This window comes from Pelomonas sp. KK5, from assembly GCF_001984095.1.
Lineage (GTDB): Bacteria > Pseudomonadota > Gammaproteobacteria > Burkholderiales > Burkholderiaceae_C > KK5.
Map to the genome: position 1 here is coordinate 16,658 of NZ_LYVQ01000017.1, position 23,801 is coordinate 40,458.

The 23,801-nt window shown below is 68.3% G+C and carries 21 protein-coding genes; 15 read left to right on the top strand and 6 right to left on the bottom strand.

The genetic code is table 11. The features are described 5' to 3' along the window. Positions 1-17 precede the first annotated feature (17 nt). Genes B0W88_RS04010 through B0W88_RS04040 form a run of 7 tightly spaced genes read left to right on the top strand, consistent with a single transcriptional unit; the run spans position 18 to position 7,798 of the window. Positions 18-1,076, top strand: a complete 1,059-nt coding sequence (locus tag B0W88_RS04010; protein ID WP_077033366.1) for an aromatic ring-hydroxylating dioxygenase subunit alpha — start codon at positions 18-20, stop codon at positions 1,074-1,076. Beyond that, complete coding sequence (locus B0W88_RS04015; protein ID WP_077033367.1) at positions 1,073-2,125, top strand: YCF48-related protein; 1,053 nt, start codon at positions 1,073-1,075, stop codon at positions 2,123-2,125. The genes B0W88_RS04010 and B0W88_RS04015 overlap by 4 nt, the downstream gene beginning before the upstream one ends. A gap of 26 nt (positions 2,126-2,151) precedes the next feature. Continuing rightward, complete coding sequence (locus B0W88_RS04020; protein ID WP_077033368.1) at positions 2,152-4,587, top strand: RND family transporter; 2,436 nt, start codon at positions 2,152-2,154, stop codon at positions 4,585-4,587. A 55-nt stretch (positions 4,588-4,642) separates the two neighbouring features. Beyond that, the gene (locus B0W88_RS04025) at positions 4,643-4,966 is read left to right on the top strand and encodes a YciI family protein (RefSeq protein WP_077033369.1); all 324 of its coding nucleotides are present in this window, start codon (positions 4,643-4,645) and stop codon (positions 4,964-4,966) included. A 45-nt stretch (positions 4,967-5,011) separates the two neighbouring features. After that, positions 5,012-5,848, top strand: coding sequence for a fumarylacetoacetate hydrolase family protein (locus B0W88_RS04030; RefSeq protein WP_077033370.1), 837 nt, complete (start codon positions 5,012-5,014; stop codon positions 5,846-5,848). Between the two features lie 12 nt (positions 5,849-5,860). After that, entirely contained in the window at positions 5,861-6,799 is a 939-nt protein-coding gene (locus B0W88_RS04035) for a VOC family protein (RefSeq protein WP_077033371.1), read from the top strand. 15 nt (positions 6,800-6,814) lie between these two features. Further along, on the top strand, positions 6,815-7,798 hold the full coding sequence (locus tag B0W88_RS04040; RefSeq protein ID WP_077033372.1) for a glutathione S-transferase family protein: 984 nt from the start codon (positions 6,815-6,817) through the stop codon (positions 7,796-7,798). Here B0W88_RS04040 and B0W88_RS04045 read toward each other — a convergent pair. After that, positions 7,791-8,921, bottom strand: coding sequence for a Rieske 2Fe-2S domain-containing protein (locus B0W88_RS04045; RefSeq protein WP_083748565.1), 1,131 nt, complete (start codon positions 8,919-8,921; stop codon positions 7,791-7,793). The two genes, B0W88_RS04040 and B0W88_RS04045, sit on opposite strands and share 8 nt — an antisense overlap. Before the next feature lie 212 nt (positions 8,922-9,133). Here B0W88_RS04045 and B0W88_RS32520 point away from each other — a divergent pair, with 212 nt between their 5' ends. The 6 genes from B0W88_RS32520 (at position 9,134) to B0W88_RS04075 (ending at position 14,035) form a co-directional block, all read left to right on the top strand. Continuing rightward, positions 9,134-10,171: an AraC family transcriptional regulator gene (locus B0W88_RS32520; protein WP_077033374.1), complete on the top strand. Its 1,038-nt coding sequence runs from the start codon at positions 9,134-9,136 to the stop codon at positions 10,169-10,171. Continuing rightward, positions 10,168-10,755: a malonic semialdehyde reductase gene (locus B0W88_RS04055; RefSeq protein ID WP_077033375.1), complete on the top strand. Its 588-nt coding sequence runs from the start codon at positions 10,168-10,170 to the stop codon at positions 10,753-10,755. Before B0W88_RS32520 ends, B0W88_RS04055 begins: the two co-directional genes overlap by 4 nt. Before the next feature lie 10 nt (positions 10,756-10,765). Beyond that, positions 10,766-11,257 carry a bacteriohemerythrin gene (locus B0W88_RS04060; RefSeq protein ID WP_077033376.1) on the top strand — a complete coding sequence of 164 codons (492 nt, stop codon included), beginning with the start codon at positions 10,766-10,768 and terminating at the stop codon, positions 11,255-11,257. After that, positions 11,257-12,615 carry a glutathione-disulfide reductase gene (gene gorA / locus B0W88_RS04065; protein ID WP_077033377.1) on the top strand — a complete coding sequence of 453 codons (1,359 nt, stop codon included), beginning with the start codon at positions 11,257-11,259 and terminating at the stop codon, positions 12,613-12,615. The genes B0W88_RS04060 and gorA overlap by 1 nt, the downstream gene beginning before the upstream one ends. A 422-nt stretch (positions 12,616-13,037) precedes the next feature. Next, entirely contained in the window at positions 13,038-13,754 is a 717-nt protein-coding gene (locus tag B0W88_RS04070; RefSeq protein ID WP_144006593.1) for a pirin-like bicupin family protein, read from the top strand. 65 nt (positions 13,755-13,819) lie between these two features. Next, the gene (locus tag B0W88_RS04075) at positions 13,820-14,035 is read left to right on the top strand and encodes a putative motility protein (protein WP_077033379.1); all 216 of its coding nucleotides are present in this window, start codon (positions 13,820-13,822) and stop codon (positions 14,033-14,035) included. A 50-nt stretch (positions 14,036-14,085) separates the two neighbouring features. On the opposite strand, the gene B0W88_RS04080 is transcribed toward B0W88_RS04075, so the two are convergent. Continuing rightward, a complete protein-coding gene (locus B0W88_RS04080; RefSeq protein WP_077033380.1) occupies positions 14,086-15,012 on the bottom strand; it encodes a LysR family transcriptional regulator in 927 nt (308 codons plus the stop codon). Positions 15,013-15,147: 135 nt separating this feature from the next. On the opposite strand from B0W88_RS04080, the gene B0W88_RS04085 reads away from it, so the two are divergent. Next, positions 15,148-15,897 carry an SDR family NAD(P)-dependent oxidoreductase gene (locus B0W88_RS04085; protein ID WP_077033381.1) on the top strand — a complete coding sequence of 250 codons (750 nt, stop codon included), beginning with the start codon at positions 15,148-15,150 and terminating at the stop codon, positions 15,895-15,897. A gap of 154 nt (positions 15,898-16,051) precedes the next feature. Here the strand turns inward: B0W88_RS04085 and dgcA are convergent, their stop codons facing one another. The 4 genes from dgcA to B0W88_RS04105 all read right to left on the bottom strand — a co-directional run bounded on the left by dgcA (position 16,052) and on the right by B0W88_RS04105 (position 22,328). Then, complete coding sequence (dgcA, locus tag B0W88_RS04090) at positions 16,052-17,038, bottom strand: N-acetyl-D-Glu racemase DgcA (RefSeq protein WP_077033382.1); 987 nt, start codon at positions 17,036-17,038, stop codon at positions 16,052-16,054. A gap of 129 nt (positions 17,039-17,167) precedes the next feature. Next, positions 17,168-18,499, bottom strand: coding sequence for an MFS transporter (locus B0W88_RS04095; protein ID WP_083748566.1), 1,332 nt, complete (start codon positions 18,497-18,499; stop codon positions 17,168-17,170). Between the two features lie 3 nt (positions 18,500-18,502). Next, a complete protein-coding gene (locus B0W88_RS04100) occupies positions 18,503-20,023 on the bottom strand; it encodes a M81 family metallopeptidase (protein ID WP_083748567.1) in 1,521 nt (506 codons plus the stop codon). A gap of 1 nt (position 20,024) precedes the next feature. Then, on the bottom strand, positions 20,025-22,328 hold the full coding sequence (locus B0W88_RS04105) for a TonB-dependent receptor (protein WP_233151615.1): 2,304 nt from the start codon (positions 22,326-22,328) through the stop codon (positions 20,025-20,027). A gap of 312 nt (positions 22,329-22,640) precedes the next feature. Here B0W88_RS04105 and B0W88_RS04110 point away from each other — a divergent pair, with 312 nt between their 5' ends. Further along, a complete protein-coding gene (locus B0W88_RS04110) occupies positions 22,641-23,777 on the top strand; it encodes an FAD-binding oxidoreductase (RefSeq protein WP_077033384.1) in 1,137 nt (378 codons plus the stop codon). Positions 23,778-23,801: the final 24 nt, after the last annotated feature.

The window sequence follows — 23,801 nt, forward strand, 5'->3', positions numbered from 1 at the left end:
CCTGCTGGAAGGCTCCCATGACCTACCTCCTCAACTGCTGGTACGTCGCCGGATGGTCCGAAGACGTCCGGCCCGGCGCCCTGCTGAGCCGCACGCTGGTGGAACAGCCGGTCCTGATGTTCCGCGACGCGGCGGGCCAGGCTCGCGCGCTGCTTGACCGCTGCCCGCACCGCTTCGCCCCCTTGTCCATGGGCAAGCTCAGCGACGACGGCCAGTCGGTGCAATGCGCCTATCACGGCCTGCGCTTCGACAGCCAGGGCGCCTGCGTGCACAACCCGCACGGCGACGGCCGCATCCCCGCGGCGGCGAAGGTGCGCAGCTTCCCGCTCGTCGAACGCTACGGGATCCTGTGGATCTGGATGGGCGAGGCCAGCCGGGCCGATGCCGCGCGGATCCCGGACTTCTCGCTGATCGATCCCGAGCACTGGCACGTGGGCAGGCGCTACCTGCATGCCAAGGCCAACTACGTGCTCGAGACCGACAACATCATGGATTTGTCGCACGTGGAGTTCCTGCACCCCAGCACGCTGGGCACACCGGCGGTGAAGAACGCGCTGACCGACATCCGGCAGGACGGCAACACCGTGTATTCGATGAGGCAGACCGAGGCGGAAGTCCTGACGCCCTTTCTCTATGGCTCGCTGGGCTATGAGCCTGGCACGCTGATCGACCGCTGGTTCGATGTGCGCTGGGATGCGCCTGCCAACATGCTGCTGATCGCCGGCGGCACCCCCACCGGCCGGCCGCGCAGCGAAGGCCGCGAGAGCGCGCTGCCGCACCTGTTCACGCCGGAGACGGCGACGACGACGCACTACTGGTTCGCCGCGACCCGCCCCAAGGCGATGGGGCCGGCCGGTGCCCAGATCGCCGAGAAGATCGCCGACGCCCTCAGCCTGCCCTTCACCCAGGAAGACCTGCCGATGCTGGAGGCGCAGCAGCGTGCCATGGGCGAGGCCGACTTCTGGTCGCTCAAGCCGGTGCTGCTGGGCGGCGATGCGCCCGCGGTGCGCGCGCGGCGCGTGCTGGACAAGCTGATCGCCGACGAACAGGCCCAGGGCGCGGGCGGTGCGCCATGAAGCGGGCCACGCGAGCCGCAGCGCTGATCGGCGCCGCCCTTCTGGTCGGCGCGTACCCGGTTGCGGCACAGCGCAACGATCCGCTGCAACACGCCGCGCTGCAGGTGCCGCGGGCCGCGCAAGGCGTGATGCTGGCGGTGGCCGCCGCCGGCCCGCGATGGGTGGCAGCCGGCGAGCGCGGCATCGTGCTGTGGTCCGACGACGGTGCCGCGAACTGGCAGCAGGCCAAGGTGCCGGTGTCGGTCAGCCTCACCTCGCTGAGCTTCCCGAGCCCGCAGCAGGGCTGGGCCGCCGGCCACAGCGGCACCGTGCTGCACACCGCCGATGGGGGCAAGACCTGGACCCTGCAGCTCGACGGCCGCGCGGCAGCCGTCCTGGAACGCAAGGCCGCGCAGGCCAGCGGCGACGCGGGCCGTGTCGAGCAGGCCGAACAACTGGTCAGCGACGGCCCGGACAAGCCCTTCCTGGCCGTGCACTTCTGGAACGCGCAACGCGGCTTCGTCATCGGTGCCTACGGCCTCATCTTCGGCACCGAGGACGGGGGCAAGACCTGGACCTCGTGGTCCGACCGCCTGGACAACCCGCGGGGCCTGCACCTCAACGCGCTGCACGTCGAGGGTGATCTCGTCATGCTGGCCGGCGAGCAGGGCCTGCTGCTGCGCTCCACCAATGGCGGCCGCCGCTTCGAGCCGGTGGAGACGCCCTACAAGGGCAGCTGGTTCGCCATCGCGGGCCGGGGCGAGCAGGTCGTGGTCGGCGGCCTGCGCGGGAACGTGTTCTGGTCGGGCGACCGGGGCCGCAGCTTCAGCGCCTCGCAGGTCCCCGTGCCGGTGACCATCTCGAGCGCCCTGCTCACGCGCGACGGCGACTGGCTGTTCAGCAACCAGGCGGGCCTGCTGTTGCGCAGCAAGGACCAGGGCCGCAGCCTGCAGCCGCTGAATACGCTGAAGGCGCCGCCCGGCCCGCCGCTGACCGCACTGGCCCAAGGTGCCGACGGCGCCCTCGTCGCCGCCAGCTTTGCGGGTGCCCTGCGCCTCGCACCCCAATGACCTTCCGCCGAGTCTTCGCCCACGCCATGCATGCTCCCTCAATCCCAACCTGTCCGCCGGCCGGCGACCTGGCTAGCTTCGACCCGCGCTCCGGCTCGCTGGTCGAACGTGCCTTGTTCAACCACCGGCGGCTCGTGCTGCTGCTGTGCGGGCTGGTGACGCTGCTGCTGGGTTTCCAGGCCACGCGGCTGACGCTCAACGCCAGCTTCGAGAAGATGATCCCGAGTGGCCACCCGTACATCGTCAACTACCTGAAGCACCGCGGTGAGCTGGCCGGCCTGGGCAACTCGCTGCGCATCGCCGTCGAGCCTCGCGCGCCGAGCATCTACGACAGGCAATACCTGCAGACGCTGCAGAAGCTCAGCGACGAGGTGCTCCTGCTGCCTGGGGTCGACCGCGCCTACATGAAGAGCCTGTGGACCCCCTCCACGCGCTGGGTCGGCGTGACGGAAGACGGCCTGGAAGGCGGGCCGGTGATCCCCGAGGGCTACGACGGCTCGGCCGAGGCCATGCAGCAGTTGCGCCGCAACATCGAGCGCTCGGGCGAAATCGGCCAGCTCGTGGCGCGCGACATGCGCTCCACGATCATCTACCTGCCGCTGCTGGAACGCACGCCGGACGGCCAGGCGCTGGACTATGCCGCGCTGTCCAGCACCCTGGAAGAGATCCGCGTCAAGTACGAAAAGACCGGCGTGGTGCGGCTGCACATCACCGGCTTCGCCAAGGTCGTCGGTGACCTGATCGAGGGCCTGTCCAGGATCCTGGTGTTCTTCGCGGTCGCGATCGCCATCACCCACAAGCTGATGCTCGCCTACACGCGTTGCCTGCGCTCGGCCACGCTGGTCGTGATCTGTTCGCTGGTCGCCGTCGTATGGCAACTGGGGCTGCTGCCGCTGCTGGGCTACGAGCTCGACCCCTACTCGGTGCTGGTGCCCTTCCTGGTGTTTGCCATCGGCATGAGCCACGGCGCCCAGAAGATGAACGGGATCATGCAGGACATCGGTCGGGGCATGCATCGAGTGGTGGCCGCGCGCTTCACCTTCCGCCGCCTGTTCCTGGCCGGGCTGATGGCACTGCTGTGCGACGCGGTGGGCTTTGCGGTGCTGACGACGATCCAGATCAAGGTCATCCAGGAACTGGCCTTGATCGCCAGCATCGGTGTGGCGGTGCTGATCTTCACCAACCTCATCCTGCTGCCCGTGCTGCTGAGCTACGTCGGCGTCAGCGCCAAGGCCGCCCAGCGCAGCCTGCGCGAGGAGGCGGCCGAAGCGCGCGGCGAGGCGCAGCCCCGGCTGTGGCGCGTGCTCAACCTGTTCACGCAGCGCCGCTGGGCCACGCTGACCCTGGCCGTCGGCGCGCTGCTGGCCGTGGCCGGCTTCATCGTCAGCCTGAATCTGAAGATCGGCGATCTGGATCCGGGCGCGCCCGAGCTGCGGGCCGACAGCCGCTACAACCGCGATGCGGCCTACCTGACCCGGCACTACGGGGCCAGCTCCGACGTCCTGGCCGTGATGGTGAAGACGCCCGACCAGGCCTGCTCCGCGGTGGACACCGTGCTCAGCGTGGACCGCCTCGAATGGGAACTGCGCCAGTTGCCGGGCGTGGAGTCCACCAACTCGCTGGCGCGGCTGAACCGCGGCGTCAGCGTCGGGCTGAACGAAGGCCACGCGAAGTGGTACGAGGTGCTGAACAGCCAGACCATGGCCAACACGGTCACCGCGAACGCGCCGCGCGGCCTCTACAACGACACCTGCAACCTGCTCACCGTCTACGCCTACCTGGCCGACCACAAGGCGGACACGCTGGCCCGCGTCGTCGACAAGGTGGAGCAGTTCGCCCGGGCCAACGACACGCCGGACGTGAAGTTCCTGCTCGCGGCCGGCAACGCGGGCATCGAGGCGGCGACCAACATCGTCGTGCGCAAGGCCAACTGGCAGATGCTGGCCTGCGTCTACGGCGCGGTGACCCTGCTGTGCCTGCTGACCTTCCGCTCCTGGCGGGCCGTCGTGTGCGCGGTGCTGCCGCTGGTGGTCACCTCCATCCTGTGCGAGGCGCTGATGGTGGCACTCGGCATCGGCGTGAAGGTAGCCACCTTGCCGGTGATCGCGCTGGGCGTGGGCATCGGCGTCGACTATGCGCTGTACGTGATGAGCATCGTGCTGGCCCGCATGCGCCAGGGCGACACCCTGGCCCAGGCCTACCGGCAGGCGCTGCGCTTCACCGGCAAGGTGGTGCTGCTGACCGGCATCACGCTGGCGGTGAGCGTGGCCACCTGGGCCCTGTCGCCGATCAAGTTCCAGGCCGACATGGGCATCCTGCTGGCGTTCATGTTCCTCTGGAACATGGTGGGCGCGCTGGTGCTGCTGCCCGCGCTGGCGCACTTCCTCCTGCCGGACGGCTGCTTCTCAAGGCCCCGGTCCGCGACGGCCCGCCAGGATGGTGTCGAGGGCGTGCCGGCTTGACCACGGCCCATGCCGCGCGGGCCCACAGGGCGCGGCCACTTTTTGGAGATGACCGATGCTTTACCTGCGAATCTGCTTTGACAAAGCCGACGACGCCCCGCTGCGCAGCCAATGGATCCAGCAGCACCGCCAGTACGTCGCCAGCCACCTGGGCGACGACAAGGCCGTCAAGGTCGTGCAGGCGGGCCCGATGTGCGTCGGTGACGACACGGGCAGCAATCTGGGCAGCTTCCTCGTCGTGGAAGCCCCGTCGCTCGCCGACGTGCAGGCCTTTCACGACAACGATCCGTTCACGCGCGCCGGTCTGTTCGAGCGCGCGGATGTCGTGCGCTGGGACCGCCACATCGGCAACCCCTCGCAGGACAAGTACGTGCCCTGAACAGCGGCGCCTTTTCTTTCCCTCAACTCCTACCCGAGTCATCCGATGAAGCTACTGAGACACGGCGCCGCGGGCGCCGAGAAACCCGGCGCGGTCGATGCGCAAGGCCACATGCGCGACCTGTCGCTGCTGGTGCCGGACTGGACGCCCGATTGGCTGGCCCCCGGGAAACTGAAGGCACTCCGGGCCATCGACCTGACGCAGATGCCGCTGGTGCCGCCGGGCACGCGGCTGGGCGCCCCGACGGCCGGTGTGCGGCAGTTCGTGGCCATCGGCCTGAACTACCGCAAGCATGCGGAGGAAGCCGGCCTGGAGATCCCGAAGGAGCCTATCGTCTTCATGAAGGCCCTGACCTCCATCGCCGGGCCGGACGACGACGTGGTGCTGCCCGAAGGATCGGTGGCGGGCGACTGGGAGATCGAACTCGGCTTCGTCATCGGCAGCCGGTGCAAGAACGTGCCGGAGCACGAGGCGCTGCAGCACGTGGCCGGCTACTGCCTGGCCAACGACGTGTCCGAGCGCGACTGGCAGACCAAGCGCAACGGTCAATGGGGCAAGGGCAAGAGCTTCGACGGCTTCGGCCCGCTCGGTCCCTGGCTCGTGACCACCGATGAGCTGCCCGACCCGCAGGCCGTCCCGCTGGAGCTGAGGGTCAACGGCGAGGTCCGCCAGTCCAGCCGCACCGCCGACATGATCTTCCCGGTGGCGCAGATCTTGTCCTACCTCAGCCAGTTCATGACCCTGCTGCCGGGCGACGTCGTCATCACCGGCACGCCCCAGGGCGTCGGGCATGGCATGAAGCCGCCGGTGTTCCTGAAGCGCGGCGATGTGATGACCCTGTCTGCCGGCCCGCTGGGGACGCAGCGCCAGCAGGTGCGCTGAGCGCAGAACGTCATGAGCGTCATCCAGAACCCAGGCCGGACACCGGCCGTTCATTCGGTCGACGAGTTCGCCATCAGCGTGCCCGACCTGCAGGAGGCGCGGCACTTCTACCGCTGCTTCGGGCTCGACGTGCGCGATGAAGACGGCGGCCTCTGCCTCTACACCTTCGGGCATTCCCACCGCTGGGGCCGCGTCCTGCCGGGCGTGGTGAAACGGCTGCTGTGGGTCAGCTTCGGCATCCATGCGGATGATCTGCCCCGCTTCGAAGACCGCGTGGCCGCCGGCGTGGAACGCATGGCGCCACCCGCCCATGCCTGCGCCGAAGGCCTCTGGCTGCAGGGCCCGGACGGCCTGCCGATCCAGTTGAAGGTGGCCGCCAAGTGTTCGCCCAGCCAGCCCGCGCATCAGCAGGCCTGGCCCGCTTGCGCCAACCGCGGCCGGGCACCGGCACGCAGCAAGGTGCCGGTGGTGCAGCCGCTGTACCTGTCGCACATCCTGATGTTCAGCGCCGATGTCGACGAGGCGGTGCGCTTCTACAACGAGGTCCTGGGGCTGAAGCTTTCGGACAGGTCAGGCTCGGTGATCGCCTTCATGCACACGCCGCACGGGAGCGACCACCACCTGGTGGCCCTGGCCAAGAGCGGCGGCGGCGGGCTGCATCACAGCAGCTGGAGCGTGGACAGCCTGGATGCCGTGGGCACGGGCATGGAGCAGATGGCGCGGGCCGGCTATGCGCGCGGCTGGGGCGTGGGACGGCACGTGCTCGGTTCCAACTACTTCCGCTATGTGCGCGACCCCTGGGGCAGCTATGCGGAGTACTCCTACGACATCGACTTCGTGGAGTCCGGGGCCGAGTGGCCGGCGGCCGACCACCCGGCCGAAGACGCGCTCTATGTCTGGGGCCCCGAAATGCCGTCCGACTTCGTCACCAACTTCGAGCTTGCGGGCTGATCCGGAGACAAGCGCATGAATGCATCGATACAGGCCCTCGTGGCCGACACCCGTGCCGCCATCGACAGCGAGGGCGAGCTGATCGGCGCGTCTTCTTCCACCCGCACGCTGCCGCGCTTCGAGCTGTTCAGCGCGGCCAATTCGGTCTGCTCGCAGAAGGTGCGCGCGGTGCTCGCCCTGCACGGCCTTCCCTACCGCTCGCACATGATGAACCTGTTCAGCGGCCAGACCTATCTTCCGGCCCATGTGCGCCTGCGCATGCTGGCTTGCGAGCAGATCGGGGCGAAGCTGGTGGACCGGCATACCGGCAGCACCTCGGTGGCCTCGGGTGGTGGTTGCGATGCGGCCGTGGTGCCCACGCTGGTGGACTGGGACGCAGGCACCGTGGTGGTGGACTCCAAGCGCATCTGCCGGCACATCGACGACGTCGCGGTGGCAGGCGGCGCGCGCAGCCTGCGACCGCTCGCCCTGGCGCCGGCGATCGACGCCGAGCTGGACATCATCGACAACCTGCCCAACTACCAGATGCTCAGCGGCAAGCCGCCCGGCGAAGACCTTCGCCCCGCCGGGCAGCGTGGCAAGAACGGCGTCGACTTTGCGATGAGCAAGGTGGAGCGCTGCGAACGCTACCTGGCGGAGTTCGCCGACGACGAGGTGCTGGTGCGTGGCTACACCGCCAAGCACGCCAAGGAGTTGAGCGCGGCGCAGCAGCTGTTCACGGAAGCGCGCATGCGCGAGGCCTATGCCACCGCCGAATCGGCCTGCGCGATGCTGGAGCAGCAACGCCAGGCCGCCACGACGGCGTGGCTGCTGGCCGACCAGGTGACGATGGCGGACCTCTACTGGGCCATCGAGTTGCTGCGCATGGCCAATATGGGCGCGGACACGTTCTGGCGGGACGGCAAGCGGCCCGCGGTGGCCGCCTACGCCGCGCGGCTGCGCGAACTGCCTGCGATCCAGCAGGCGGTCGTCCACTGGCCCGGCGCCTTGTTCAACTGAGATCAGGTGCTCCTTGCAACTCGGCCTTCATCATCGCGATCAGCCGACGGCGCACGCGGATCGCGCCGGCGTCCGCCAGCACCGACAGCTCACGCCGGGTGTCGCCCTGGCGCTGCACCACGATCTCCACCTGTTCCAGCGCGGCGATGTCCTCGGCCAGCACCGAGCGCTCCTTCCCGAGCAGGGCCTGCGACAGCCCGTCGTCGTCAAGGCGGAAGTCGCGCGACACCGCGGGGAAGTAATGGGTGCTGTGCCGGGTTTCCGGGGTCAGGCCATGCACGAAGTTCAATCGGCCCACGGGCTCGCCGGTGCCCGACATCACGCTGTAGGGGCCGCCGGCGCAGATCAGGCCGGGCCCGAGGAAGTCGGAGCGCGTGGTGAGGTCGACCGGGCCCGGGCAGCGCGGGTGGAGGAAGCGGTGGAAGCCCTCCGCCGGCTGATCGGGCGTGCAGCGGATCACATGCACGCGTCCGTTTTCTTCAGTCACCTCGGCCGCCTCGGTCAGCTGCTTGCCGATCGTCTTCACGTGGACGAAGGCGATGTGGGACAGGTCCATCAGGTTGTCGATCAGCAGCGAGAAGCGGGACTTCAGGTGGACAACGCCATTGCTGTCGGCGCGCCAGCCCGGCGCGCCCAGGCCCGCGACATCCATGTCGGGCAGCAAGGCGGGGTCGGCCTGGGCAGGATCGCCCATCCACACCCAGATCCATTGCCAGCGTTCCAGCACCGGGTAGCTGCGCGTGGCGAAGCTGGCGGGCACGGCGGACTGGCTGGGAATGTTCGTGCAGCGCCCGTCGGCCTCGAAGCGGAAGCCGTGGTAGCCGCAGCGCACCGCGTCGCCCTCCAGCATGCCCTGCGCCATCGGCAGGTTGCGGTGCGGGCAGATGCCGTCCAGCGCCACCGGCGTGCCATCCTCCTTGCGATAGAACACCAGGCGCTCTTCAAGGATCGTGCGTTCGAACAAGGCACGTCCCAGCTCATGGCTGCAGGCCGCGATATACCAATGGTTCCTTGGAAAAGTCTGTCCGTCCTCGAAGGGATACATCGCCGTCTCCGGTTGTCGTTGGGGTCCGGTGATGGTGGCCGGTGGCGACGGGCGGTGCCATGCTGCGCAGGCCGGCATGTCGGCTGAATCGTCCAGCCATCAGATGGAGCCCCTCGTCCAAGGAGTACCTTGGCCGGTCCCCCGGAGGGACGGCGATGCTTGGGGCATCGAGCCCCAAGCATATCGCCACGCGGGCCTGCCTGGGAGCGGCCCGGCGCGGACGGCCCGAAACACCCATACCGCCCGGCTTCATCGCCTGCGGGTGGTGCGCAGCGCCATGGAAAACTGATATGGACACGCTGAGCCCGCTGCTCGACAGCCTTCGCGTCCAGGCCGCGGCGGTCGGGCATTTCGATTTCGGCCTGCCGTGGTGCTTTGCCTGGGACTACGCGCCCGCTCACTGCCTGATGGTGCTGGAGGGCCGCTGCTGGTGGGCCGAGCCCGATGCATCGCCGGGTGCCGGCATCTGGCTGGAACCCGGCGATGCCCTGGTGGTGCTGCGCAAGGGGCGCTACACGCTGGGCAGCGCGCCCGGCCTGGCGCGCCTGCCCTGGGGCGAGGTGTGGGAGGCGAGCATGCCGCCGGACCTCCGCTTCGACCGGCACGAGAGCCCGCCGGCCGCGATGCGCCTGTCCTGGAACGCCGGTGTCGTCGAACGCACCCAGCTGCTGACGCTGGCCTTCGGCTTCGAGGACGGCGAGCACCATCCGCTGCTGGCCTCGCTGCCCGACCGCCTGCGGGTGCCGCGGCCTGCCCATGCCTCGCCCTGGACCGCCTCGGCGCTCGGTTTCCTTGGCAACGAATCGGGTCGCGGCCTTCCCGGCTTCGCAGCCCAGGCGCGGCGGCTTGCCGAGTTGCTGCTCAACGACCTGCTGCGCCGCCACCTGCTGTCTTCACCGGCGCATGCGGCCGGCTGGCTCCAGGGCCTCACGGACCCGGCGCTGGCCCGGGCGTTGTTCGCCATGCACCGCAAGCCCGGCCAGCACTGGACGCTGGCGCGCCTGGCGCAGCAGGCAGGTTTGTCTCGCACCGTCTTCAGCGAGCGCTTCCTGGCTCGGGTGGGCGAGACGCCGATGCGCTACCTGCTGGCCTGGCGCATGCATTGCGCCCGCGACTTGCTCGCGAGGCAACTGCCGGTGGGAGACGTGGCCGCTCGTCTTGGCTATGCGTCAGAGCGGGCGTTCCGCCAGGCCTTCAAGCGCCTGACGGGCACGACGCCGATGGCCTTTGCGCGCCAGCAGCGGCGCGGACCTCCCGGTCCCGATCACCTTTTTTCTGAATCGACTCATTCGCCCTGTTCTTCACTCTCACACTCAAGCCGACCATGACTGAATCCAACGACCTGCTCGACCGCGTTTTCCGCCACGCTCGCACGCCCAACGGCTTCATCGACAAGCCGGTATCCATCGAGTTGCTGCGCGAGATCTACGAGTTGACCAAGATGGGCCCGACCTCGATGAACACGCAGCCCACGCGCTATGTCTTCCTCACGACCGAGGCTGCCAAGGCCCGCCTGATGCCGGCCCTGATGCCGGGCAATGTGCAGAAGGTCCGCCAGGCGCCGGTCGTGGCCATCGTCGCCACCGACACCCGCTTCTACGAGTTCATGCCGCAGGTCTTCCCCCACAACCCCAACGCCCAGGCGATGTTCGAAGGCAACCCCGCCCTGGCCACCGGCACGGCGACCCGCAACGGCACGCTGGGCAGTGCCTACTTCATGGTCGCGGCGCGGGCACTGGGCCTCGACTGCGGGCCGATGAGCGGCTTCGACGCGGCCAAGGTCAATGCCGAGTTCTTCCCCGACGGACGCTGGCAGGTGAACTACCTCTTGAACCTGGGGCATGGCGACCCGGCCGGCCTGTTCGAGCGCAGTCCACGCCTGGGCTTCGATCAGGTCTCCGTGCTGCTGTGAACGCGCCAACATGACGATGAATCCAGCCATGCGCGACATCGAGGCGCCGCGAGCCCACGCCGACAGCAGCTTCCTGTGGTCGGACGCACGCCTGCTCGGCTTCGGCCCGATGGACGAGACCCACAAGGAGTTCTATGAGGTGGCGCTGCGCCTGCTCACCTGCGAGGCCGGCACGGCCTTGGCAGCAGTGCGTGACTTCGAAGCCCATGCCGTCGATCATTTCTCCCAGGAAGAGGAATGGATGCGCAGTTCCAAGTTCCCGCCGGCGGACTGCCATCGGGAAGAGCATGCGGCGGTGCTGAAGTCTGCGCGCGAGGTTCGCCAGGCGCTCGAATCGGGTGCCGGCAACGAGGCCCTGGCGCGCGATTTCGCGATCCACCTGCTCCAATGGTTTCCCGGCCATGCCGATTACCTCGACTCGGCCCTGGCCGCATGGATGTCCAAGCATCGCTACGGCGGCCAGCCGGTCGTGTTGCGGCGCAAGCAAGGAGCCCCTGACTGATGCGTCACTACGACTTCGATTTCTTCGTCATCGGCGGCGGCAGCGGCGGCGTGCGCGCTGCGCGCCAGGCGGCCCAACTGGGTGCGCGCGTCGGGCTGGCCGAGGCGGCCGAGCTGGGTGGCACCTGCGTCAACGTCGGCTGCGTGCCCAAGAAGCTCTACAGCTACGCCGCCGGCTATGCCGAGGCCTTCGAGGAAGCGGCGGGCTTCGGCTGGGAACTGCCCGAGCCGCCGCGCTTCGACTGGGCGCGGCTGAAGACCCAGCGCGCCGCGGAGATCCGCCGGCTCAACGGCATCTACGGCTCACTGCTGGAGACGGCCGGCGTCACCGTGCTGAACGGCTGGGCGCAACTGGTGGATGCGCACACGGTCGAGGTGGACGGCCGCCGGCACAGCGCTCGCCACCTGCTCGTGGCCACCGGCGGCACGCCCTTCATGCCCGAGATGCCGGGCAGCGAGCTGGCCCTCAGTTCCGACGCGATGTTCGATCTCGATCCCTTCCCGCGCCGGCTGCTGGTGGTCGGCGGCGGCTACATCGCCTGCGAGTTCGCCTCGATCTTCAACGGCCTCGGCGCCGAGGTGACGCTGCTGCACCGCCGCGCTCATGTGCTGGGCGGCTTCGACGACGACGTCCGCCAGTTCCTGGCCGGCGAGATGACGAAAGCCGGCGTCAAGCTGCATCTGAACAGCGAGGTCACGGCGCTCTCGCGCGGGCCCGGCGGCTTGCTCGTCACCTTGACGCGGGCCGAGCAGATCGAGGCCGACGCGGTGCTGTTCGCCACCGGCCGCCGACCCAATACCGAAGGCCTGGGGCTGGAGGCCGCCGGCGTCAAGGTGAACGACAAAGGCGCGATCGTCGTCGATGCGCACTACCGGACCTCGGTGCCCTCGATCCAAGCCGTCGGCGACGTCTGCACCCGCGTCCCGCTGACGCCGGTGGCGCTCGCCGAGGCGATGGTGGTCGTCGACGCGCTCTTCGGCCAGGGCAAGCGCCGGCTCGACTACGAGTTCATTCCGACGGCGGTGTTCACGCACCCCAATGTCGGCACCTGCGGCTACAGCGAAGCCGATGCGCGCGCGAAGTTCGGCGACGTTGCGATCTACTCCAGCGAATTCAGGGCACTGCGCCACACCCTGTCCGGCCGCACGGAACGCAGCTTCATGAAGCTGGTGGTAGACAGGAAGACCGACCGCGTCGTCGGCCTGCACATGGTCGGCGCCGATGCCGGCGAGATCGTTCAAGGCTTCGCCGTGGCCATGCGCGCGGGTGCCACCAAGGCACTCTTCGACAGCACCCTGGGCATCCACCCGACGGTGGCCGAGGAGTTCGTGACGCTGCGTGAGCCGATGCCGGGCTAGACATCGTGTTCTGCGCCGGCGACCGGGTCTGATCGTCAGGATCGCAGCTTGCGTGGTCGGCCTGGCGCCGGCGCGCTGAGCCACTGGCTCCTCACCTCATGCGCCGGACCGCGGCAGGAGCAGTGGTCGCCTGAGATCGACGAACAGCGCGTCCGGCGAGAGCCTCTCGCGCAGCGATTCCAGCCATCATTGGCTGCAGGTGGCGCGCAGCGCCATGGACAAATGAGATGAACCGGCGCGCACCAGCACCATGCACCGAACCACGAACTCCAGAAATCGATCACAACAAATCCCGGCACTCGGCCCTGCGTCGCCCAAGGTCGTCGAGGCTCGATGGGCCGGGGACGATCCGGGATGTCCCGCATGGTCCATGAACCCAGCTATAAAGCCGCAATGAACAAGCTCCTTTGGTGCGGCAGTCGATGAGCGATGTCTTTCACGATCGGCAGGCCCGAGGCTGGTCCAGGACCGGATGGCTTCAGGCTCACTACACGTTTTCCTTCGGCTCCTTCAACGACCCGACGCGGATGGGCTTTCGCGCCTTGCGCGTGATCAACGAGGACATCATCGCCGGCGGGTCGGGCTTCGCCGAGCATGCGCACGACCATTTCGAGATCCTGACCTTCATGCTGTCCGGAGAGCTCGAGCACAGGGACTCGGCCGGCCATCTCGGGCGCCTGCGTGCGGGGGATGTCCAGCTCATCAGCTCCGGCACTGGCGTCAGGCATTCGGAGCGCAACCCGGCGGCAGATGCGCCGACGCATCTGTTCCAGATCTGGCTGCATGGCAACGCAGACGAACTCCCGCCGCGATACCAGCTTCTGCAGGAAGCACTGCGCCCCGCTGAAGGCCCGCGCCTGATCGCCAGCGCGCAGGAGCAGGCAGGCGTACTCCATCTCCGGGCGCCGGTGAGCGTCTGGACCGTCGACGGGGCATCGGACCAGCGCTACAGCCATGAGCTCTCCAGCGGCCGCTACGGCTGGCTCCAGGTGCTCGAGGGTGTTGTCATGGCAGAGGTCGACGGCGAGCCGCAGCCCCTGGAATTGCGGGGTGGCGATGGCCTGCAACTGTCGACGGTCAGGCGCGTGACAGTGGCACCGCGAACCGATGCCCGGTGGATCTGGTTCGACCTGGCTTGAATCCGCCGCGCCGGACTCGGCAGGTCCACAATCAAGCTCGACCAGGAATTGCCGATACTGTCCGCATGAACATCACCAACTCCACCGCCGTGAATGCCGCTGTCAGGGCCGCCTCCAACGGCACGGCTGATTCGGTGGGCACCGAGGCCGGCCTGTTGGTGCTTCGCAAGGCCATCGACGCCCAGGCAAGCGGCGCCGCTGCGCTGCTCGATGCCCTGCCGCAGCCGCCTGTTCCGGCCTCTGAAGGTACTCTCGGACGCAACGTCGATACCTACGCTTGATCTGGCCCGGCGCCTGTCGATAGCGGGACCGGCCCTGCCGGCCATCGGCATCATTTCGACATCACGCAGACATCCCTGCCGACCCGGGCCGGGAACGCTTCGACCAGCCAGTCGATGAACACCCTCAGACGGTGCGTCAGGTGGCGCGTCTGGGGATACACGACGTGGAAGGGGTACGGCGCGGGCCGCCAGGACGCCAGGATCTCCACCAGTCGCCGCTGGCGCAGCGCCGACTCCGCCGCATACGCGAAGGTCTGCACGATGCCCAGTCCGGCCAGGCACGCGGCCAGGTGCGCATTGCTCTCGTTCACGCCGACACGATGGTCGATCTTGAACTCGGTCCTTTCGCCATCGCGCTCGAACCGGAAGGGCACGGCCCGGCCCGTCTGGCTCGACAGGTAGCTGACGAGCCGGTGGCCATTGCGGAGTTCCTCCGGATAGGCCGGCGTCCCGTACTGCTTGAGATAGCCGGGCGTCGCGCAGGTGATCAGGGCCGCCTCGCCGAGCCGGCGGGCGATCAAGGATGAGCTGTCCAGAGGACCGCCGCGGATCACGCAGTCGACGTTGTCGCCGATCAGGTCCACCTGGCGATCGGACACGCCCAGATCGATGCGGATGTCGGGATAGCGGGCCAGGAAGTCGGGCAGCAGCGGGATGAGTACGTCGCGGGCCGTCGAGCCCCCCACGTCGACACGCAGATGGCCACGCGGCTTGCCGCGGGCAACGGTGAAGGAGGCGTCCACGTCTTCGAGGTCGCGCAGGATCCGGGTGGCCTTGGCGTAGTAGTCCAGGCCCTCCGGGGTCACCGTCACCCGCCGAGTCGTGCGCTGCAGCAGGCGCACGCCCAGGTGCGCCTCCAGTTCCTGCACCTGCTTGCTGACCGTGGCGACCGGCATGTCCAGCGAATCGGCGGCGCGGGTAAATCCGCCGGCTTCCACCACTCGCGCGAAGGCGCGCATCGCCAGCAGTTGGTCCATCTCCCGCGCCTCGATTTTGCGATCCTCAGATTATCCACATATGTGGATAGTCATTCTTTTAACTGCTATTTATCGCTCAATCATGACGCCCTAGAGTTGCATCCATTCCATTCAACTCATCCCAAGGAATTCATCATGAGCAAGCAACTCGAAGGCAAGGTCGCCCTGGTCACCGGCGGCAGCAGTGGCATCGGCCTGGGCGCGGCCAAGGAGTTGGCGGCGCAGGGAGCGCGGGTCTTCATCACCGGCCGCCGCCAGGCGGAACTCGATGCCGCAGTGGCCGAGATCGGGCCGGCCGCCACGGCTGTGCGCGCCGATGCGTCGGTGCTGGCCGACCTCGACGCGGTGTACGCGCAGATCGCCCGCACGGCCGGCAGGCTGGACATCCTCTTCGCAAATGCCGGCGGCGGCGACATGCTCCCGCTGGGCGCCATCACCGAAGAGCACTTCGACCGCATCTTCGGCACCAACGTGCGCGGCGTGCTGTTCACCGTGCAGAAGGCCTTGCCGCTGCTGACCGACGGCGCCTCGGTGATCCTGACGTCGTCGACCACCTCCATCCAGGGCACGGCCGCGTTCAGCGTCTACAGCGCCAGCAAGGCCGCCGTACGCAACTTCGCCCGCTCCTGGGCGCTGGACCTGAAGGATCGCGGCATCCGCGTCAACGCCATCAGCCCCGGCCCGGTCCGCACACCCGGCCTCGGTGGCCTGGTGCCCGATGAGTCCCGCCAGGGTCTGTTCGACTACCTGGCTTCGCAGGTGCCGCTGGGGCGCCTGGGCGAGCCGGGCGAGATCGGCAAGGCGGTGGCCTTCCTGGCCTCCGACGCAGCCAGCTTCGTCAACGGGATCGAGCTGTTCGTGGACGGGGGCATGGCTCAGATCTGACCACCGCCGATGGCGGCCATCGATACTGCCGATACAGCCAGGTTTGTTCGGAACAGCTCGGCCGCCAATGCCTTGGCCTTGGAGTCCCTTGTTGCTCAGCTGGACAGACTCGACGCTGCCACGAGGACTGGCGACAAGACCCTGGAGATGTTAGCTAGCCCCAGAGCGCCCGGCTCGCCCGATGCAGCAAGGCGTTTTCGTAGGCCATGGCCGGCTCGCGGTCGCTCTTCAGCAGAAGCGGTCCATCGAGGTCCACATAAGCGCAGTCCTGCGCGATCAGGTGTGCAGGGGCCATGGCCAGCGAGGTGCCGCCCATATTTCCGACCATCAATCCGAAGCCCATCTGGCGCGCGGTTCGCGCCAGCGCCAGCGCTTCGGTCAGGCCGCCGGTCTTGTCCAGCTTGATGTTGACGAACTGGTAGCGACCCACCAGTTGCTCGAGCGAGCCCCTGTCCTTGCAGGACTCATCGGCGGCCAGCGGGATCGGGGAGCCCAGGCCGTCGAGTTGGGCATCGGTGCCTCGCGGAACCGGCTGCTCGATCAATTCCACGCCCAGCCCGAAGAGCTCAGGGAGGATCAACTCGACCAGCGCCAGATCCCACGCCTGGTTGGCATCGATGACCAGCCGGGCATCCGGGTGCTCCTCGCGCGCGATGCGGGCCATCTGGACATGGCGTGTCGCATCGGCCTTCAGCTTGAGCAAGGGCATGTGCCGTGCCGCACGGACCTTGCGGCGAACGTCCGCCTCCGATCCCAGCCCGATCGTGTAGGCCGTGTTGACAGCTTGCACGAGGTCACGTCCAGCCAGCTCCCAGAACCTCCGACCCGACTGCTTGGCGCGCAGGTCCCACAGGGCGCAGTCGAGCGCGTTGCGTGCGCCTCCCGACGGCAGCAGCCGCAACAAGTCCTCGCCGCTCAGGTCGGAGCCGAGTTCAGCCTTGACGTCCTGAACCTGCTTCGCCATCGAGGCCGGTGTCTCGTCGTCGTAGGGGACGCCTGCGGCCTCGCCGCGCCCGATTCGACCTTCAGCGTCGCGCAACTGGACGATCAGCACATTCACATCCGACATCGACCCGCGCGAGATCTCGAACGGCTCCGTCAGGTTCCAGACCTCGGCCCCGCTGGTGCACTCAAGCAGCATGGACCTGCCCCTGGTAGGTGCGCCGGGCGGCCGCCGCCGCATCGCCGAGGAAGTGGGAAAGGGGTTCTTGAAGCACAGGCATGAGGAACTCGTGTTCTGGTGATGGTGAACGAGGGATCGGGACCGGACTCAGGTCGAATGGGGCTGCGCGGCACGCACCGCACGCATCGCCACCAGGTACGCCGCCACGCTGATCAGGCTCGCGGTCAGGCCGACGGCGGCAAGCGGCACGCGGATGTCGGCGCCATAGCCGGCGACCTGGGCCACGAACGTGACCAGCGTCGGCGAGACGCCGAGCCCGATCAGGTTGCCGAACGTGGCGACCAGGCTGAGGCTGATACCACGCAACTCGTTGGGGATCGTCACCGTGATGGCAGCGGTGCCGATGATGCCGGCCGAGGTACCGAACAGCATCAGCGAGCCCAGCAGCGCGGCGAAGCCCCACACCGAGGACATCAGCGGGAAAAACGCCATCGGCGTCGCAAGCGCCGCCACCACCGCCGCGGCGCCCAGCAAGCCCGAATTTCCGCCGAATCGTTGTCCGAGGTCGCCCGCCACGCCGCCAACGATCACACCGAGGAAGCCGGCCGCCGTCAGCAGCAAGCCCATCCACGCGCCGAAATCGGCCGGTTGGAGATGCAGCGAGCGGGTGAGCACCGGCACCGCCCAGATATTGGCCGCGGAATCCGCCATGCCGACACTGATCATGCCGACGACCAACGGCACCAGCACGCGACGATGCTCGGCCAGTTCGACGAGCACGGCACGCAGGCCCTTGACCTCGGCGTGCTCGACCTCCTGGCGCGCAGGCTCGCGCAGCAGGAGCAGCATCAGCGCGAGGGCCAGCATCCCGCCCGAAAACAGGAGCTGCACCATTCGCCACGAGGCCAGCGTGCCCAAGCCGGCGCCTGCGTCAAGCGCTGCCGGCAGGCGGTCAAGCAGGCTGCCTGCGAAGAAAAAGGCACCGCCGACCCCAACCACCTGGCCCATGCCAAGCAGCGCAATCACTTTGCTGCGCTTGGCCGGCTGCGAGAGATCGGCGGCCAGGGAGACGGCGGCCGGCAGCGCAGCGAAGCCGGCCACGCCAACCATCATGCGGGCGACGAACATGACCGGGAAGCTGTGTGCGAGCGCCGTCAGCGCGCTGCCCACCGCGCAAAGCAGTACCAGCGTGATCAGCAGCCGCGTGCGGTTCGTACGGTCGACGAGGCGGCCGAGCGGCATGGACACCACGGCCAGAGGCAAGGCCGTCGCCACGCCCTGGAGCAAGGAGACCTGGTTGTCGCTGAAACCGAGGTCGGACTGCAATAGCTCCTGCAGCGGACTGAGCACGGCGCGCGCGGCGGTACCGCCGAGCAGTGCGAGCGCGACGAGGGCGATGGAGGCGCCGGCCGACTGGGCCGGTCTGCACAAACTTAGCGTGCGGGCGGGAGCGGACGTGGGCATGTGGTCGAGATCCATGACTCAGGTGGGGAAACGCAGGCGCAGCACAGGCCGGTCGATGGCGTGGACACCGGCGCCAGGCAGCGGACGCAGGTGCTCGTAGGGCATCTGTGCGAGGTCGGTGTTGAGCGATCCCGGCGCATTGCAATAGACGGTGGCCCGGGCGAGCGCATCGAAGCAGGCACGAAAATGCTGGCTCGACTTGACGACGACCAGTGTCCTCCTCGCCACGTCGATGCCCAACTCCGTGAAGCATTCGGGCCCGAAGACCTGCTGGCGGATCGAGTTGACGACGAAGTCGACACCGCCGGCGCGCAGGGCCACGGCCAGCCCCAGCGGCGCCCTGGGCTCGGCGCTGAATTGGCGTTGCTTCACGTCGGCGCGCACGGCCAGCACTTCCACCAGCAGGTCGACGGGATCGCCTGACAAGGGGCCGACCTTGCCACCCACGCGCAGGCGCAGGCTGGCACCGACGCCGGCATCGGCGGCGATCTGCGCGGCCTGCGGATCCCAGATCATGCCGAGCGCCGCATCGCGAACCCCGCGCGCAAGCAGCTCGCGCAGCAGGAAAGTGCTATCGCAGGCGGCGCCGCCGCCGGGGTTGTCGGAGCTGTCGGCGATGACCACCGGCCCGCGGCCGGGAGGGATCGCCAGCGCAGCGTCCACCGCCCCGGCGACGTCCAGCCGCCGCACCGGCGTGCCGGTGACGATGGCGGTGTAGCGCGCCGCGAGCTCATCGGCGATGGCGGCGATGCGGGCCGGATCGGCGCCGATGGCGGCGATCAGCACCGAGGCGCCGGTCTGGGCCCAGTCGGACCAGGGGAATCCGTGCATCAAGGTCGCCGAGACGATGCCGTCACGCCCTTCCACGGCCTGCAGCGCCTCGACGAAGCCGCGCATCGGCTGCTCCGTCGTGCCCTGCAGGCCGAGCACGGGTATCGTGCGCAGGAACATCGTCGGCCGCGGGCCGCCGCGGGCCATGCCGGCCAGGATCGCGTGCAGTTCCTCGACGCGCGGGCGGTAGTCAACGTGCGGGTACTCCTTCACCCCGATCAGGATGGCCCCGCTGGCGATCATGCGCTCGCCGACGTTGCCGTGAAGATCCAGCACCGCGCCGACCGGCACATCGGCGCCGACCAGCGCGCGCACCGCTTCCAGGATGTCGCCCTCGCAGTCCGGCGTGCCCTCGGCCATCATCGCGCCATGCAGCACCAGCAACACCGCGTCGACGGGGCCGGCGGCGCGCAACGCGTCGAGCACCGAGTCGCGCAGGACGGCATAGAGTGGCGCCGGGCACGGGCCCGACGGCTGCGTCCACCAGCACGGTCCTTCGATCGCCTCGTCGCCATACGCCGCCACCGTGCGCAGGGCATCGCCGTAGCCGGCGAAATCGAGCGCCGCGGCCCGGCCTTCGAGCGCCGGCGGCCGGTAGGCGCAGTCGGCCCCGAAGTTGCGCAGGCTGGTGGGCAGCGGCGAGAAGCTGTTGGTCTCGTGCATCAGGCCGGCGACGAAGACCCGCAGCGGACGGCGTTCGACAGTCATGTCAAAACGAAGTGCTCAGGGTGACACCGATTGCGCGAGGCTGGGCAACAGTGGCCTGCACGGGACCGCCGATCGACACGTAGGACGTATTGGCCGACATGATCGCCCGGCGGTCGAACACGTTGCGGACGTACATCGACAGCTGCACGCGCTGCAGGTCGACGCCGGCCTGCAGGTCGGTCATGAAGTAGGCAGGCATCAGGAAATTGGGCAGCGTGGTGCTGCCGTCGAAGCCGGCGTTGCGCTTCCCGACGTAGCGCTCGGAGCCGCTGACCCATGCGGCATGGCCCGCGACGGCGAAGTCGTAGCGGGCGCCCAGGCTGGCGGACAGGCGGGCGCTGTTGGGCAGCGGCGCGCCGGACTGGCCGAGACCGGAAGCGCCCTCGGTCAGGCGCGCATCGAGATAGGACAGGCTGCCGTTGAAGCTCAAGTCCCGGGTCGGCTTGTAGCGAAGCGAGAACTCGGCGCCGTCCACCTGGGCCTTGCCGCCGTTGGTGATCACGCTGAAGCCATTGACCGAGGTGAACTGCTGAAGGTCATGCCACCGGATGTCGTAGACCGAGGCCTCCAGCGACAGCGTCTTGTCCAGCAGGTCGGCCTTGTAGCCGGCCTCGTAGCTCCACAGGGAGTCATGATTGAAGGTCGGCGGCGCCAGCGGCTGGCCGGTCGCCGGGTCGTAGACGACGCTGTTCGGGCCGCCGGGACGGTAGCCGCTGGCGGCGCGCACATAGATGTTGCTGGTCGGATCCAGGGCGTAGCTGGCGGTGGCGAGGTAGGTCTTGCTGGTCTCCTTCGACCTGCCGTTCAGATTGACGCCGCCGCCGGACAGCGGACCGCTCAGCAGTTCCGCAAAGTCCTGCCGGTTGCGCGCGATGCGGATGCCCCCGGTGATAGACAGGCGAGGCGTCGCCTTCCAGGTGATGTCGCCGTAGGCGGCCAGTTCGGTGAAATGGCTGGGCAGGCTGACGCTCAGCTGCGTGGGGCCCGGGCCTCCACCGTTGGGCAGCGTGCTTTCGATGAACTGGTCGTTGGCGCCGCTCTCGTGGGTGTAGAAGATGCCGCCCAGCCACTCCAAGTTGCTGTTGGACGTGGACGTCAGGCGGAACTCCTGCGTCTGCTTGCGAAGTTTCGAGAAGGCGTTCAGCGGCACCGTGTCCACCGTGGCGCCGAGCAGCGGGCCATACAGCGCGGTGAAGTCCAAGTGGTTGCTCAGGCCTGAGCTCTGCGCCGACGTGATCGAGTTGAAGCGCGCCCAGCCCAGTTCGGCTTCGATGTCGGCCGAGACGAGCTGCACCTTCGTCGAGAACGGCTCGCGCACGGACAGCGTGCGCTTGTAGTCGCCGGCCACGGGCTCACCGGTGGCCGCGTTGTAGTCCACGTAGTCGTGGCCGTCGCGCTTGATCTCCGCGCTCAGCGCCGTCAGCCGCGCCTTGAGCTTGCTGGAGGGCTGGAGCAGCAGCGAGATGCGGCCGCCGTTGCTGTCGCCCTTGTTGAGGTTCCTGCCGGCCGCCGGGCCCACCGCGTCCACGTAACCGCCGGCGTGGTCGTGGAACAGCGCGACGCGCAGGGCGGCGACATCCTCCTTCAGAGGCACGTTGAGCACGGCGCTCTCGGTGTGGCCGATGCCGCCCCCCTTCGTAGCGCTGGCGCCGAGCGTCACCTTGCCGGACAGCTCGTAGGTGTCGGGCTCGTTGGTGACGTATTTCAGCAGGCCGCCCATCGCGCCGGCACCGTACAGCGTACCCTGGGGGCCGCGCAGCACCTCGATGTGGTTCAGATCGAGCAGGCTGAGGTCGAGCGCGGTCTGCGCGCCATTGACGTTGGCGTTGCTGGAGCCGAACGCCACGTCGTCGATGTAGATGCCGACGGTGGAGATCGTTTGCGAGCCGGTGGTTACGCCGCGGATGCTGACGGTGTTGTAGCCGGCACCGGCCGAGTTGACGTTGACGCCGGGCAGGTCGGCCATGTAGTCGGTCAGTTGGCGCGCGCCGGCTTCCTGCAGTTTCTCCGCAGCGATCGCCTGCACCTGCATCGGCACCTCACGCTGCGGCTCGCGGCGGCGCGTGGCGGTGATGACGACCGTGGCCTCAACGCTGCGGTTTGCGCCATGGGTGTCCTTGGCGCCACTGGCTTCGTTGGTGGGCGACGCGCCGTCGGCCTGTGCGACCGCCACCGGCTGCACAGCGGCCTCCTGCGCCCGGGCCCCCGGCGCCATCGCGGCACAAGCCAGCGAGACCAGCGTCGACAGCAGCGTGATCCTGGGAGCCGCAGAGGCAGGGCGGGACGAATTCTCGACTTCGGACATGGTGTTCCCCAATACGTTGACGGTTCTCGACGCTTCGCTGCGACTGGCCCTCCGGCTGAGGCCACAACGAAGCGATGATCAATGTTAGCAAATCTGTTATATTTTTTGGATAATTTTTTTCCTAAGTGGAAATCTTATACATGGCACGAAAATTGAAGACCGGGGCACTTGCTGTGCACCGCTGCCGCGCTCCACCATGGGCACGCCTTCAACCGCACCGATGCGGCAGTCAACCCATGATATTTTCCTTTATTGAAATTTTTATACGATATGTATAAACTTTGGAAAACAGCAGCGAAGGAAGGTCTGAAAATGAGCCTCTTGAAGGAGTTCGACTTCATCGTCATCGGCGCCGGCATGGCAGGTGCCTCGGTCGCGGCGCCCCTCTCGCGCCAGGCCAGGGTTGCGGTGCTCGAAGCCGAGCAGCACGCAGGCATGCACTCCACCGGTCGCTCCGCCGCGCTCTATTCCGCGCTCTACGGCAACCCCGTCATCCGCGCGCTCACGCGGGCCAGCCGGTCGTTTTTCTTCGATACGCCCCCGGGGTTCTCTGAAGTGCCACTCGTGGTGCCGCGCGACACGCTCTACTTCGCACGCCCCGACCAGGCAGCGGCGCTCGCCGCGTTCCGCGCCTGCCCCGACATCGCCGCTGCCACGTTCGAACTCACCGGCAGCCGGGCCCGGGAGCGCCTCCCGGTGTTCCTGCCCGACTACCTCGGGAGCGCTCTTGTCGACACAGGTTCAGCCGACATCGACGTCGATGCGCTGCACCAGGCATTCCTGCGCCAGGCGCGCACAAACGGCGCCCAGGTGTGCTTCGATCATGCCGTCAAGGGCCTGCGGTCCGACCAAGGTCGCTGGTTCGTCGAGACCACGGCCGGCACGCTATCGGCCCCTGTCGTGATCAATGCCGCCGGCGCGTGGGGCGACGGCATCGCTCGGCTCGCCGGCGTGGCGCCGGTGGGCCTCGAGCCGCGGCGGCGCACGGCGGTGCTGGTCGACGTGCCGGAGGCGCACGCCCCAACAGCCTCGTCCTGGCCGGCCGCGATCGACATCGATGAAATGTTCTATTTCAAGCCCGACGCCGGCCTCATGTTGCTGTCTCCCGCCGACGAGCATCCCAGCCCGCCGTGCGACGCCCAGCCAGAGGAACTCGACATCGCGATCGCCGTTGACCGGTTCGAGCAGGCCACGGGCGTACAGGTGCGTCGCGTGCGCCATCGCTGGGCCGGCCTGCGCGTGTTCAGCCCGGACGGCGTTCCCGTCGTCGGCTTCGACCCCGTGGCGCCCGGCTTCTTCTGGCTTGTCGGCCAGGGCGGTTACGGCATCCAAACCGCGCCCGCAATGGGCCGCGCCGCGGCCTGCCTGGCGACAGGCCAACCACTGCCGGCCGACATCCTGGCCGCCGGCGTCACGCCGGCCATGCTGGCGAAGACACGGCTTCTTTAAGTCAACCCGCCCGACCGCCGGCCG

What these genes read in the sequence shown, in the direction of transcription:
- B0W88_RS04010 (WP_077033366.1), top strand. Translation starts at nt 18, where the DNA reads ATGACCTACCTCCTCAACTGCTGGTACGTCGCCGGATGGTCCGAAGAC.
- B0W88_RS04015 (WP_077033367.1), top strand. Translation starts at nt 1,073, where the DNA reads ATGAAGCGGGCCACGCGAGCCGCAGCGCTGATCGGCGCCGCCCTTCTG.
- B0W88_RS04020 (WP_077033368.1), top strand. Translation starts at nt 2,152, where the DNA reads ATGCATGCTCCCTCAATCCCAACCTGTCCGCCGGCCGGCGACCTGGCT.
- B0W88_RS04025 (WP_077033369.1), top strand. Translation starts at nt 4,643, where the DNA reads ATGCTTTACCTGCGAATCTGCTTTGACAAAGCCGACGACGCCCCGCTG.
- B0W88_RS04030 (WP_077033370.1), top strand. Translation starts at nt 5,012, where the DNA reads ATGAAGCTACTGAGACACGGCGCCGCGGGCGCCGAGAAACCCGGCGCG.
- B0W88_RS04035 (WP_077033371.1), top strand. Translation starts at nt 5,861, where the DNA reads ATGAGCGTCATCCAGAACCCAGGCCGGACACCGGCCGTTCATTCGGTC.
- B0W88_RS04040 (WP_077033372.1), top strand. Translation starts at nt 6,815, where the DNA reads ATGAATGCATCGATACAGGCCCTCGTGGCCGACACCCGTGCCGCCATC.
- B0W88_RS04045 (WP_083748565.1), bottom strand. Translation starts at nt 8,921, where the DNA reads ATGCCGGCCTGCGCAGCATGGCACCGCCCGTCGCCACCGGCCACCATC.
- B0W88_RS32520 (WP_077033374.1), top strand. Translation starts at nt 9,134, where the DNA reads ATGGACACGCTGAGCCCGCTGCTCGACAGCCTTCGCGTCCAGGCCGCG.
- B0W88_RS04055 (WP_077033375.1), top strand. Translation starts at nt 10,168, where the DNA reads ATGACTGAATCCAACGACCTGCTCGACCGCGTTTTCCGCCACGCTCGC.
- B0W88_RS04060 (WP_077033376.1), top strand. Translation starts at nt 10,766, where the DNA reads ATGACGATGAATCCAGCCATGCGCGACATCGAGGCGCCGCGAGCCCAC.
- gorA (WP_077033377.1), top strand. Translation starts at nt 11,257, where the DNA reads ATGCGTCACTACGACTTCGATTTCTTCGTCATCGGCGGCGGCAGCGGC.
- B0W88_RS04070 (WP_144006593.1), top strand. Translation starts at nt 13,038, where the DNA reads ATGAGCGATGTCTTTCACGATCGGCAGGCCCGAGGCTGGTCCAGGACC.
- B0W88_RS04075 (WP_077033379.1), top strand. Translation starts at nt 13,820, where the DNA reads ATGAACATCACCAACTCCACCGCCGTGAATGCCGCTGTCAGGGCCGCC.
- B0W88_RS04080 (WP_077033380.1), bottom strand. Translation starts at nt 15,012, where the DNA reads ATGGACCAACTGCTGGCGATGCGCGCCTTCGCGCGAGTGGTGGAAGCC.
- B0W88_RS04085 (WP_077033381.1), top strand. Translation starts at nt 15,148, where the DNA reads ATGAGCAAGCAACTCGAAGGCAAGGTCGCCCTGGTCACCGGCGGCAGC.
- dgcA (WP_077033382.1), bottom strand. Translation starts at nt 17,038, where the DNA reads ATGCTGCTTGAGTGCACCAGCGGGGCCGAGGTCTGGAACCTGACGGAG.
- B0W88_RS04095 (WP_083748566.1), bottom strand. Translation starts at nt 18,499, where the DNA reads ATGGATCTCGACCACATGCCCACGTCCGCTCCCGCCCGCACGCTAAGT.
- B0W88_RS04100 (WP_083748567.1), bottom strand. Translation starts at nt 20,023, where the DNA reads ATGACTGTCGAACGCCGTCCGCTGCGGGTCTTCGTCGCCGGCCTGATG.
- B0W88_RS04105 (WP_233151615.1), bottom strand. Translation starts at nt 22,328, where the DNA reads ATGTCCGAAGTCGAGAATTCGTCCCGCCCTGCCTCTGCGGCTCCCAGG.
- B0W88_RS04110 (WP_077033384.1), top strand. Translation starts at nt 22,641, where the DNA reads ATGAGCCTCTTGAAGGAGTTCGACTTCATCGTCATCGGCGCCGGCATG.